Source organism: Citrobacter sp. Cm038 (assembly GCF_030333105.1).
In the GTDB taxonomy this organism is placed as follows: domain Bacteria; phylum Pseudomonadota; class Gammaproteobacteria; order Enterobacterales; family Enterobacteriaceae; genus Citrobacter; species Citrobacter murliniae.
This window is the reverse complement of sequence record NZ_JAOWGO010000015.1, coordinates 22,526-35,110: the sequence shown is the minus strand read 5'-3', so window position 1 is coordinate 35,110 and position 12,585 is coordinate 22,526. Positions and strand designations below refer to the sequence as shown.

10 protein-coding genes and 4 tRNA genes are annotated in these 12,585 nt (G+C 51.9%); 1 reads left to right on the top strand and 13 read right to left on the bottom strand.

From position 1 onward, the window contains the following. A complete protein-coding gene (hemY, locus tag OGY01_RS02075; RefSeq protein ID WP_286492322.1) occupies window positions 1–1,197 on the top strand; it encodes a protoheme IX biogenesis protein HemY in 1,197 nt (398 codons plus the stop codon). A 540-nt stretch (window positions 1,198–1,737) separates the two neighbouring features. Here the strand turns inward: hemY and OGY01_RS02070 are convergent. From OGY01_RS02070 to wecB, 13 genes are all read right to left on the bottom strand, one after another. Further along, window positions 1,738–1,814, bottom strand: a tRNA-Pro gene (locus OGY01_RS02070). Window positions 1,815–1,855: 41 nt separating this feature from the next. Further along, window positions 1,856–1,942, bottom strand: a tRNA-Leu gene (locus tag OGY01_RS02065). 20 nt (window positions 1,943–1,962) lie between these two features. Continuing rightward, window positions 1,963–2,038 (bottom strand) — tRNA-His (locus tag OGY01_RS02060). 56 nt (window positions 2,039–2,094) lie between these two features. Then, window positions 2,095–2,171, bottom strand: a tRNA-Arg gene (locus tag OGY01_RS02055). Window positions 2,172–2,273: 102 nt separating this feature from the next. Beyond that, window positions 2,274–3,659 carry a bifunctional threonine/serine APC transporter ThrP gene (thrP, locus tag OGY01_RS02050; RefSeq protein WP_045449093.1) on the bottom strand — a complete coding sequence of 462 codons (1,386 nt, stop codon included), beginning with the start codon at window positions 3,657–3,659 and terminating at the stop codon, window positions 2,274–2,276. Window positions 3,660–3,937: 278 nt separating this feature from the next. Then, complete coding sequence (gene wecG, locus OGY01_RS02045) at window positions 3,938–4,678, bottom strand: lipopolysaccharide N-acetylmannosaminouronosyltransferase (RefSeq protein WP_286492320.1); 741 nt, start codon at window positions 4,676–4,678, stop codon at window positions 3,938–3,940. Continuing rightward, window positions 4,678–6,033: an ECA oligosaccharide polymerase gene (gene wzyE, locus OGY01_RS02040; RefSeq protein WP_286492317.1), complete on the bottom strand. Its 1,356-nt coding sequence runs from the start codon at window positions 6,031–6,033 to the stop codon at window positions 4,678–4,680. The genes wecG and wzyE overlap by 1 nt, the downstream gene beginning before the upstream one ends. Further along, window positions 6,030–7,109 (bottom strand): TDP-N-acetylfucosamine:lipid II N-acetylfucosaminyltransferase, encoded by a 1,080-nt coding sequence (locus tag OGY01_RS02035; protein WP_045449088.1) that lies wholly within the window; start codon window positions 7,107–7,109, stop codon window positions 6,030–6,032. Before OGY01_RS02035 ends, wzyE begins: the two co-directional genes overlap by 4 nt. Further along, window positions 7,106–8,356: a lipid III flippase WzxE gene (gene wzxE / locus OGY01_RS02030; protein ID WP_200013140.1), complete on the bottom strand. Its 1,251-nt coding sequence runs from the start codon at window positions 8,354–8,356 to the stop codon at window positions 7,106–7,108. Before wzxE ends, OGY01_RS02035 begins: the two co-directional genes overlap by 4 nt. A 1-nt stretch (window position 8,357) precedes the next feature. After that, on the bottom strand, window positions 8,358–9,488 hold the full coding sequence (rffA, locus tag OGY01_RS02025; RefSeq protein ID WP_200013136.1) for a dTDP-4-amino-4,6-dideoxygalactose transaminase: 1,131 nt from the start codon (window positions 9,486–9,488) through the stop codon (window positions 8,358–8,360). 4 nt (window positions 9,489–9,492) lie between these two features. Then, window positions 9,493–10,170 (bottom strand): dTDP-4-amino-4,6-dideoxy-D-galactose acyltransferase, encoded by a 678-nt coding sequence (gene rffC, locus OGY01_RS02020; RefSeq protein ID WP_286492315.1) that lies wholly within the window; start codon window positions 10,168–10,170, stop codon window positions 9,493–9,495. Beyond that, entirely contained in the window at window positions 10,167–11,429 is a 1,263-nt protein-coding gene (gene wecC, locus OGY01_RS02015; protein WP_048223267.1) for a UDP-N-acetyl-D-mannosamine dehydrogenase, read from the bottom strand. The genes rffC and wecC overlap by 4 nt, the downstream gene beginning before the upstream one ends. Beyond that, window positions 11,426–12,556: a non-hydrolyzing UDP-N-acetylglucosamine 2-epimerase gene (wecB, locus tag OGY01_RS02010; protein WP_045449070.1), complete on the bottom strand. Its 1,131-nt coding sequence runs from the start codon at window positions 12,554–12,556 to the stop codon at window positions 11,426–11,428. The genes wecC and wecB overlap by 4 nt, the downstream gene beginning before the upstream one ends. Between the last annotated feature and the right edge of the window lie 29 nt (window positions 12,557–12,585).

Here is a 12,585-nt window from a genome sequence, read left to right as displayed (position 1 = left end):
ATGCTAAAAGTATTATTGCTCTTTGTGCTGTTGATCGCCGGGATCGTCATCGGTCCGATGATTGCCGGTCATCAAGGCTACGTACTGATCCAGACGGATAACTACAACATCGAGACCAGCGTAACTGGCCTGGTGATCATTCTGATCGTCACCATGGTGGTCCTGTTTGCGATTGAGTGGTTGCTGCGTCGTATTTTCCGTACCGGCGCACACACGCGTGGCTGGTTCGTCGGTCGCAAGCGCCGCCGCGCCCGCAAACAGACCGAACAGGCGCTGCTCAAGCTGGCAGAAGGCGATTATCAGCAAGTCGAAAAACTGATGTCGAAAAATGCCGATCACGCAGAACAGCCAGTGGTGAATTACCTTCTGGCGGCAGAAGCGGCTCAACAACGTGGTGACGAGGCTCGGGCCAATCAACACCTTGAGCGCGCAGCCGAGCTCGCCGGAAATGACACGATTCCGGTAGAGATCGCTCGCGTTCGCCTGCAACTGGCCCGGAATGAAAATCACGCCGCGCGCCATAGTGTAGATAAACTGCTGGAGGTGACTCCACGTCACCCGGAAGTATTGCGTCTGGCTGAGCAGGCTTACATTCGCACTGGCGCATGGAGTTCCCTGCTGGATATCATTCCATCCATGGCAAAAGCGCACGTTGGTAATGAAGAGCACCGCGCCATGCTGGAACAGCAGGCATGGGTTGGCCTGATGGATCAGGTTCGTGCCGATCAGGGCAGTGAGGGGCTACGTGCATGGTGGAAAAATCAAAACCGTAAGACCCGTCATCAGATCGCTCTGCAGGTGGCAATGGCGGAACATCTGATTGAGTGCGACGATCACGATACAGCACAACAGATCATCATCGACGGCCTGAAACGTCAGTATGATGACCGTCTGGTGCTGCCAATCCCGCGTCTGAAAACAAACAACCCAGAGCAGATTGAAAAAGTTCTGCGCCAGCAGATTAAAGCCGTGGGCGATCGTCCGCTGTTGTGGAGTACGCTTGGTCAGTCGTTGATGAAGCACGGCGAATGGCAGGAAGCCACTCTCGCCTTCCGTGCGGCGCTCAAACAACGCCCGGATGCATACGACTACGCGTGGCTTGCTGATGCGCTGGACAGACTGCATCAGCCGGAAGAGGCCGCTACCATGCGCCGTGATGGCTTAATGCTGACACTACAGAACAATCCCCCGCAGTAATCCTTTAAGCCCGGTAGCGAAATGCTTACCGGGCTTACACCAATACACAGAATCATTCGAAACACATTGAGACAAACTCAGAGCACTTACATAAGTAAGTAGCAGGGTGAGAGGACGCCGCCAATAAAGAGGCGTCTGAAGAGTGAAGTGTATGCATAAAAAAACGCCCGCTCGGTTAAGAGCAGGCGTTAAACAGGTCTGTATGACAACATAATGGGTGCTTCACTCAACGTTATGTCCATGGTGTTCGATGAGGCTAAGCGACATCTGTCAGTGGACGATAAGCACCGTAAACGGCTCTGCGTCATTCCTGAGTTTATGAGGCCTGATGGCGAACATAAGAGATGGAATGAGCATCTACCCAAATATTATCGCACAACACATGGCATGATTGCACTGCAAAAACCAGGTCTTCGGGATTTTTAGGACATCAGGTAATTCAGATCAGATTGGTGGCGTAACGCCGGTATTGACTGGCACAAGAGCAGAGAGAAAGGGAAATCAGAAAACAAAAAACCCCGCCGAAGCGGGGTTCAAAATTGGTCGGCGAGAGAGGATTCGAACCTCCGACCCACTGGTCCCAAACCAGTTGCGCTACCAAGCTGCGCTACTCGCCGTTTTACTGCTTTTTGAATTTTTAGTTCAATTCTTTAAGTCGTGGTGCGAGGGGGGGGACTTGAACCCCCACGTCCGTAAGAACACTAACACCTGAAGCTAGCGCGTCTACCAATTCCGCCACCTTCGCATTTCACAACTTTAAATTAATGGGGTGGCTAATGGGATTCGAACCCACGACAACTGGAATCACAATCCAGGGCTCTACCAACTGAGCTATAGCCACCACTGCAAATCTTTTACGCGGTATTAAAACCACCGCAGCTCCGGCACCTTACTAAATGGTGCGCCCGACAGGATTCGAACCTGAGACCTCTGCCTCCGGAGGGCAGCGCTCTATCCAGCTGAGCTACGGGCGCTTAGCGCCGTTGCGGGGCTGGATATTACGGAGGTCTCGGTCTGCTGTCTAGTGCTTTTTTAAAATAAATTATCGTTTGGTCATGCTTTGTGCGTTTTGTCGCTTATTCCTCCAGTTTTTGGGCCACACCATGACGATTCAGGCCAAAAACCTTATAAATGAGCGTCACACCCAGCAGGAAGGCGATACCGACAAAAAGCGACATACGGGTATCTTCATTAAAGTACATACCGATTAATACGCAAACCAGGAACGCCATCGTCAAATAATTCGCCCACGGGAACAAAATGGAACGGAAGGGATGGCTGGCAATCGCGTCTTTGTGCGCTTTGCGAAAACGCAGCTGGCTTATCAGGATCACAAACCACGGCACCATGCCCGGCAACACGCTGGCGCTATAGACATAGACAAATACGCGCTGCGGATTCGGAATGATGTAGTTCAGGCATGAGCCAATCAGCAAGATGGCGATAGAAATCGCAACGCCGGCAACTGGCACGCCATGACGAGAGACTTTTCCGACAACCGCAGGCAACTGACGATTCTTCGCCAGGGCGTAGAGCATGCGGCCGCAGCTATACATCCCACTGTTGCAACCAGAAAGCGCTGCCGTCAGGACCACAAAGTTGATAATCCCGGCCGCAGCGGTAATACCAATTTTGGCAAACGTGAGAACAAACGGGCTACCGTTGCTACCGATCTCATTCCACGGGAAGATGGTGACGATAACGAAGATCGCGCCTACATAGAAAATCAGGATACGCCACAGCACCTTACCTACCGCGCTACGCAACGTGACCTGTGGGTTTTTGGCTTCGCCCGCCGTGATACCGATTAGCTCCACGCCCTGGTAGGAGGCTACCACAATACACAATGCAGTCAGAAAGCCTTTCCAGCCGCCGGCAAAGAAGCCGCCGTGTTCAGTCAGGTTGCTGAAGCCAATCGCCTGACCACCATTACCAAAGCCGAAGAAAATGACACCCACTCCTATAACAATCATCACAATGATGGTTGTCACTTTGATCATGGCAAACCAGAATTCAATTTCACCATACAGGCGAACCGCAGCCAGATTTGCCAGCGCCACCAGGCCTACGGCAATCAGCGCGGGTATCCACTGCGCCATTTCCGGGAACCAGAACTGCACGTAGACCCCAATGGCGGTAATCTCCGAGATCCCCACAGCCATCCACATAAACCAGTATGACCAGGCGGTGAGATAACCAAAGAAAGGGCTCATATAGCGGTGAGCGTAAACGGCGAACGAACCGGCAACCGGCTCCAGGAACAACATCTCGCCCATGGAACGCATGATAAAGAAGACAAATAGTCCGGCAACGATATACGCCAACAGGACCGATGGCCCCGCCCATTTCAGGGTACTGGCGGCGCCCATAAACAATCCGACGCCAATGGTGCCCCCAAGGGCAATCAATTCGATATGACGAGCCTCCAGCCCACGCTGTAGCTCTGGTTTGTTCTCTGCCATAAATCCTCTTGTTGTGTTTGTATTGTTTCCGGTATTACCGGTTATCGTTATGGGTACATCTTCTTATGCCATAACAGGCCATCCAGCGCCGACCGCTTTACGGTTGGCGCCAAAAACACCACGACACTGAAATGATTGTTGCGAATGGTTTCTTAAAATCGTCTAAATGGCAATTAAAGCATTCAAAAAATAAATAGATTGTGCGAGAAAGCAGCGATTATGTTGTGAATAAGTAGCGCATTTAGCAGAACACACTACTTATCAGAGGAGAGAAAATGTTAGAGATTGCCGGTATAGTGCCAGCGGAGATAGCGCAATAAACGAAGTTGACGGGTAATACGGCTCGGCTGTGACAGTAAGCGGTACAGCCACTCCAGCCCTAAATTCTGCCAGAATTTAGGCGCTCGCTTTACGTGTCCGGTAAACACATCATAGGTGCCACCCACCCCCATATACAGCGCATTCGGATGTACCTGGCGGCAATCGCGCATAAAAATCTCTTGTTTAGGCGAACCCATTGCCACCGTAACAATCTGCGCACCGCTGGCATGAATACGTTCAAACAATGCCAGCCGCTGCTCTGGCGTGAAATATCCGTCCTGGCTACCAACAATATTGACGCGCCACTGTGCTCGCAGTTTTGCTTCTGTTTGCGCCAGTACCTCTGGCTTACCACCAACCAGGAATACGGGTGTGCTCTCCCGCCCAGCGCGCGCCATCAAGGCTTCCCAGAGATCGGCTCCGGCCACGCGTGAAACCTGTGCTTGTGGGTATTTTTTACGCACGGAACGCACCACGCTAATTCCATCTGCATACTTGAACTCGGCGGCATCAATCAAAGCCCGAACCTCGGGGTTATCTTCCGCCGTTAGCATTTTCTCGGCGTTAATAGCCACCAGCGTCCCCTGTCTGAGATGCCCCTCAGCAAACAGGTAATTCAGCGCATGCTGCATATCACGCCAGCCAATAAGTTTTAATCCGCGCAGCGAATATAGCGGCGCAGTTGTATTATCTGTCATTACGATCCTTCAACCTGTGTCCGGGGCAGCGTCTTTATTCGTCTATGGACAAGTCCTGCACTATCAAACAGCCAGAACAATAATTTTGCTACCAGCAAACAGACACCAAAAATCACGAGGAAAAAGACCACTCGCGAGACAAACGAATCCAACCCTTCTCGTGCCAAAACGATCATATTGAAAATGGCACCAAAACAGAAGCTGTGCAAAATCGCCGCCTTATAGCGGTTTTTTTCCTGATTGCCTAACTCATACAGCCAGTCGAACCATTTGATTATCAACCCGACCACGATCGCGCCTAACGGGATAAACAACGCTCCCCCCATAACCACCAGCGAACCAATCAACGTTGGAGAGATAGCCAGGCCCGAGTGGTTGTTCAGCACTTCCCAGGTAAAATAGTTCGCAGAGTTGAGTACGAGACTCGGCCGTCCAGGCCACAGCCAGGAGGGAATAAAAACGTAGAAATCACGGACAATCGGTGCCAGTCCCTGGAACTCAATATTGTGGTAATTCTGCAGTAACAGCGCCAGATTCTCCCACGGTGAGAAGGTATCCCTCGTGAGATACAGGAAAGTATAGAATGCCTCATCGCCGCTCACGTTCATCCCGTATCGCTTCAATGCCAGCCAGAACATGCCGACAATTCCCAGCACACCGGCCGCAGCCAGCATCCACAGTGAAATCCAGCCGCGAATAATGCCGATAAACAAGAAGATGGCAAACGCGATAATGATATTGGCGCGCGTGCCGCCAACAATCATATAAGTCAGAAGACCAAACGCGACGGTGCTCACCAGGAAGAACAGCCACGCTTTACTATCCTGGCGCAGGAAATACACCACCAGCATTGCCGGAATGAAGAAGTAGAAGAAGCGTTTCAGGGCCACACCAGAAACTTCACTGGAGAAGATCTGGCTATAGGACTGCAATCTGAATAACAGGAAACCGTTGTGCATAAAGAAAATGCCTACACTCACCAGCGCAATCGCCATCAGGATAATCCATGTCAGATGGGCCTCAACGCGGTTGATGGTAAACAACGGTTTGCGTGACTTTTCTGGTATTCGCTTACGTAAACGCGTTTTATAGGTCACGTAGTAGACGGCATAGAAACAGGCGGCGGAAAGCAGTGCCTGTAACAGAATTTCCGGTGGGGCGACCGCGACGTCGAAACGGAACACCAGTACGCTGGTCAGGGGAAATCCGAAGAAAAACGTCAGCAAAAACAGCAATGAGAAGAACACATTGAAGTTAAAGCGCACACGCCGAAACTCAAACCAGGTCAGCGTAGCGATAAATAAGGTAGAGAGTAGCCATACTACCAGCAGACCGCTGAATTGCATCAGACTCATAGGGTTTCTCCGGAGGCAATGCTCAGCGCGTTATGCCACGGTTGCAGGTAATTCGGGCTAAAAAAGGTAATCGTGCTTTTATCAACCGAGGCCAACTGACGCTGCGCTTCACGCACAACATCGGCATTGAGTTCATCGGTGGTAAACAGTACCGGGAGGTGCTGCTCTGCCATATCCTGCCAGAAAGGGTTTTCGCGGTTTAGCACGCACGGAATACCGGCCTGGATCAGCAAACACAATGTACCAATCCCTTGCTGACGTGCAAAAATAAAGTAACCGAGATCGCACTGACGCAGTAATGCCAGATAGGCATCAAATTCCAGTTTTTCACTTAGAATTTGCAGATTTCCTGCACTAAATAATTCCTGGCCAGCCTGGCGTACTTCATCAATATACGCCCCGTTATTAGCCGGATAGCCCATTGGCACAATAACGTTCACCGTATCACCGAACTGCTGATGTACGGCGCGTAACGCTGCGATATGTTCATTGCTGCGATCGCCAGAATTACCTACAAGAATCGTCATTTTCCCGCTGCGTTCGCACTCGCTGCCCATATTATTCAGCGACGGATCCATACGCGTAGGGAAATAGAGCAGTTCACCGCGCACACGGGGATGCTGCTGTGCGAAATAGCTCAAATCACCTCGAGTGGCAAACACGCAGCCCACACGGTTTTGCGCCATGCGGCGAATCGGATAAAACAGGCGGAATTTCAGCCCACTGGAGACTTCATACAAATCTGCGCCCCAGATATGCCAGTAAAACTGCTCTGGTTTAATTCCTCCGCTCAACAGCGCCAGCCACAGGCTGGTGTTGAACTGGCCATGGAAGAAGAAACGCTGCTGGCGATCTGCTTTCGCTTTCGCGATTACCGCTTCCGCCAGTGCCTTTTTTCCGCCATAGAAGCTCAGCGATAACGCCGGGCAGCTTGCACTGAATCCCGCATCCTGACCTGCAACCATAAATACGCGCGCGTGCTCGCTCGTCGCGGCCAGCGAATCATTAAAAAACCGCAGTACGGTTTGATTATGGTGAGGGATATCCGATCCCAGAACGTGAACCAGTACTGTCATGCCCGCCTACACCAGAGTAAAAATACGCCACAGCAAAGAGAAAAATAGACCACATAGGTTGCCATATAAGCCTGCGCTGCCCCCAGAGCGCCATGCGCGGGGATCAGCCAGTGGGCAAATGCCGTCAACAAAATGAACTGGCTAATTTCAGCCAAAATATAAAACCGCAGCGACGCCTTCGCGATCACCAGATACCCGAAAACGTAAGCACCGACCTTCAGTACATCGCCCACCAGTTGCCAGGCAAACAGGTCTCGCATGGCAGTAAATTTAGCGGAAAAGAGCAGCCAGATAGCAAAATCACGCAGTAACCAAACGGTAAAACTCGCGGCGGCAACCGCCGGTAACACAAACTTCAGCGACTTCACCACTTCACGCGTAATGTCACGCTTTTCGCTCAGGCGCGACAACGTTGGCAGCAAATAAACGCTGAATGAGGCGGTGATAAATTGCAGATAGGCATCGGAGATACTGCTTACCCCTTGCCAGATCCCAACATCATCCCAGCTGTAATGCGCAGCCAGAAGGTTTCGCATCATTACATATGCCACTGGCAGTGTCACAGAGGTGATCAGCGCCATCAGCGTAAACTTGCTTAACTGCCCTGCCAGACTGTTATCCCATGAAGGTTTCAGGTAGTGCAGTGGAATGGTTCCACGCTTGATCAGCATAAAACTGGCTGGCACAACCACCAGCGCAGGCACCAGCGCCAGGCCCAGCAAAGCACCTTCATAGCCCCCCAGTCGATAGCAGCCATAATAAGCCACCACACCGACCAGACTGCCAACGATCAGCGACAGTGCATTGCCTGCGGCATCACGGAAGCCTTTCATTAACGCCAGTAAGAGATTCGCCCAGGCAATACCCATCTGTACCAGCGCAACCAGACGCACCAGCCCCTGGTAATGCGTATGACCAAACAAACCCTGGCTTATGGGCGCAGCCGCCAACAAAAAGATCACGGCCATCAGTGTGGAGAATCCCAACACCATGGCGGAAGATGTGCCAACCACGTTGCGTAGCCGCGCCGGATCATCATGATGCTGTGCCACATACTTTGTGACACCGTTGAAAATTCCGGCACCTGCCAGCACGCCCAGCACAGTGACCATCTGACGAAAGTTACCCGCCTGCCCGACTCCCGCAGGGCCAAACGACACCGCCAGCAGTTTTACCACCAACAAGCCTGCACCGATTTTTACCAGCGTACTGGCTGCCGTCCAAAGGGACGCTTTAGCAAGCGACATCTCAGGCGAAGTAGTTCAACAGGGTCGTAATTACTGTGCGCTGGTTCACCGGCGACAGATTGTAAAACAGCGGCAGGCGTAGCAGGCGCTCGCTTTCTTTGGTGGTGTAACGATCGACACCCGCGAACTCACCAAATTTATCGCCAGCCGGGCAATCATGCAGCGGGATATAATGGAATACCGCCATAATTTCGGCTTCTTTGAGGAAGTTAATCAACGCCGTGCGATCATCAATATCACGCAGCTTGATGTAAAACATATGGGCGTTTTGCACGCAACCATCCGGTATGGAAGGCAGGTCAATCCGCCCGGCTTTCGCCAGCGGCTCAAGTGCATCGTAGTAGTTTTGCCACAATGCCAGACGCTGCTGATTGATACGATCGGCCACTTCCAGTTGCGCCCACAGATAGGCAGCCTGCAGATCGGACATCAGATAGCTGGAGCCGATATCACGCCAAGTATATTTATCCACCTGGCCGCGGAAAAACTGACTGCGGTTGGTGCCTTTTTCACGGATGATCTCTGCACGTTCGATTAATTTACGGTCGTTAATCAGCGTTGCGCCACCTTCACCACCCGCGGTGTAGTTTTTGGTTTCGTGGAAGCTGAAACACCCAATGTGACCAATCGTTCCCAGCGCACGTCCCTTGTAGGTAGACATTACGCCCTGTGCAGCATCCTCCACTACAAACAGATTGTACCGTGTCGCCAGCGCCATAATAGTATCCATTTCGCAGGCGACGCCCGCGTAATGCACCGGTACGATAGCGCGGGTTTTGTCGGTGATCGCCGCTTCAATCAGCGTTTCGTCAATGTTCATGGTATCTGGTCGGACATCAACAAAGACGATTTTTGCCCCGCGCAACACGAAGGCATTAGCGGTGGAGACGAAGGTGTAGCTTGGCATGATAACTTCATCATCAGGCTGGATATCCAGCAACAATGCTGCCATCTCAAGTGATGCAGTACAGGATGGCGTCAGCAGCACTTTCTCACTGCCAAAATGCTGTTCCAGCCACTGCTGGCAACGACGGGTAAAACCGCCATCGCCACACAGTTTGCCGCTGCTCATCGCAGACTGCATATACTCAAGCTCGGTTCCCACCACCGGCGGTGCGTTAAATGGAATCATTTTGTCACCTGTATAACCAGTACGCAGTGCTTTCCACATTCGCACCACTCTGTATATAACGTTTAAGCGCGGCGGTGTTGCCCATCTGGGTCGCCACCCGCAATGTTGTTTTACCGCGAGCCTGCGCCCAGAAAAGCGCCGCCTGCATTAATTCTGCACCCACACCGCGACCTGCCAACAGGCCAATTCGCACGTCAGTGTTATTCAGCTCACGCAGCGAGACATACCCGCGGATCTCGTCTGTCGCTGTGCGAAAAACGAGGCATTGATGATCGAAAGTGCCCAACACCGCATTTTCAATCCACTGCGCGTAGAAACGGGCGCTGGCATCCGGCGCATACCATGGAGCACGAAAGCGGCTTTGTGCGAACGCCTGGCTCGCGAGCTGGCGTAGTGCCGGGATATCTGCGGGTTGCGCCACCTGCACGCCGGAATTATCGCAGACGCGCGTTACCGGCAACACAAAATCCACTTCGCCTTCTACCAGCGAGAAACCCAGTTGCTGCAAAACGTCTAATTCGTGAGTGTTCGCGGCGGGAATTTTTGCCTGTACCCGTCCCCAGGACTGCAATGCTTCCGCAGTCAGGACCGCCCCGTGCGGGTCAAAACGTACAATGGCGCTATTAACGCCAAAGAACGTATTTTCCCAGATAAGGGGCTCAATATTGGCACGGATTGTCACCGCCAGACTCCCTTGGTATCAACCACATACTGCTGTTGAACCGCATCGCCCTTAATGGCTTTAAATTCATTATGGTCAACCAGCATTACCAGCACATCTGCGCTTGCCAGCGCATCATCCAGTTTCGCCAGCGTGCAAAGACCATCCAGTTTTTTCGGCAATTGATGAATATTCGGTTCCACCACCAACGTTTCGCCGCTATGCCAATGCGCAATACTTTGCGCAATTCCCATCGCCGGGCTTTCACGTAAATCGTCGATATTCGGTTTAAATGCCAGACCAAAACAGGCAATTTTCACTTCGCTGGCAAGTTTGTTACTCTCCGTGAGGCAGTCCGCCACGGCGGCTTTTACCCGATCAACGACCCAGTGAGGTTTGCCATCATTCACTTCACGCGCGATGCGGATTAATTTCGCCTGCTCTGGGTTCTGTGCCACGATAAACCACGGATCGACCGCAATACAGTGCCCACCAACCCCCGGTCCAGGCTGCAGAATATTCACGCGTGGATGGCGGTTCGCCAGACGGATCAGTTCCCAGACGTTAATCCCCTGATCGGCACAAATCAGTGACAGTTCATTGGCAAAAGCAATATTGACATCGCGGAAGCTATTCTCAGTCAGCTTGCACATTTCCGCCGTACGGGAATTGGTCACCACACACTCACCTTCAAGGAAGATGTTGTACAGCTCGCTGGCACGCGCGGAACAGACGGGGGTCATCCCGCCAATCACGCGATCGTTTTTAATTAGCTCAACCATCACCTGGCCTGGCAGAACACGTTCTGGACAGTACGCAATATTTACGTCTGCCTGTTCCCCTACCTGCTGTGGAAAAGTCAGGTCGGGCCGCATTTCTGCAAGCCACGCAGCCATCTGTTCCGTTGATCCTACAGGTGAAGTCGATTCGAGGATCACCAATGCCCCTTTTTTTAGCACTGGTGCAAGAGACTTCGCGGCAGCCTCGACGTACACCATATCGGGTTCATGTTCCCCTTTAAACGGTGTTGGTACGGCAATTAAATACGCATCAGCTTCTACGGGTGTTGTGGTAGCGCGAAGATATCCATCTTCGACTGCTGTTTTCACCGCGATACCCAGATCCGGTTCAACAATATGGATTTCACCACGGTTAATGGTATCTACCGCATGTTGATTTACATCTACGCCAATGACATGTTTTTGACGGGAAGCAAAGGCGGCTGCCGTTGGCAGCCCGATATAACCCAGCCCGATGACAGAAATGGTCGTAAAACTCATAGCGATATCCGATTATTTTTTAACGCGTGTAAAATGCGGCCACACGCCTGCCCGTCACCATACGGATTATGGGCGCGGCTCATGGTCTGATATTCATTTTCGTCATGCAGCAAACGGGTGACTTCTTCCACAATTCGCTGCGAGTCTGTTCCCACCAGACGAACAGTACCTGCAGTGATGGCCTCCGGGCGTTCAGTCGTTTCACGCATCACCAACACAGGTTTGCCCAGAGAGGGGGCTTCTTCCTGAATCCCGCCGGAATCGGTAAGGATCAGCCAAGCATGGTTCATCAACCAGACGAACGGCAAGTAGTCCTGAGGTTCAATCAGAATCACGTTTTCAACGTGGCCCAGGATGCGATTAACCGGCTCGCTGACATTAGGGTTCAGGTGTACCGGATAGACAATTTGCACATTCTGATTTGCTGCAGCAATTTCCGCCAGCGCATGGCAAATTTGCTCAAAACCGCGACCGAAGCTTTCCCGACGATGACCGGTCACCAGGATCATCTTTTTATCAGAACGAAGGAAAGGATAGTGTTCAGCCAGTTCAGCGCGCAGCGTTTCATTCTCGAGTACGCGATCCCGAACCCAGATCAATGCATCAATAACCGTATTGCCCGTGACAAAAATACGGTCATCGGGAATTGTTTCGCGTAATAGATTTTGGCGTGAATTTTCGGTTGGAGCAAAATGATACATTGCCAGACGCCCTGTCAGCGTGCGGTTTGCCTCTTCCGGCCAGGGTGAGTAGAGATCGCCAGTTCGCAATCCAGCCTCAACATGCCCCACCGGAATACGCTGGTAAAACGCGGCCAGACTGGTGGCTATTGTCGTTGTGGTATCACCGTGCACCAATACGACATCGGGTTTGAACTCAGCCAGAATGGGTTTTAATCCTTCCAGGATTCGGCAGGTAATTTCTGTGAGTCCCTGGCCTGGCTGCATAATATTGAGATCGTAGTCAGGTACAATAGAAAAGAGGTTTAACACCTGATCGAGCATCTCCCGATGCTGCGCAGTGACGCAAACTTTCGCTTCAAAATCAGGATCTTTTGCCAGCGCATGAACCAGAGGTGCCATTTTAATAGCCTCTGGTCGCGTGCCAAATACAGTCAGTACTTTCACATCGATTCTCTTAGGATTGGCAGTGAGGG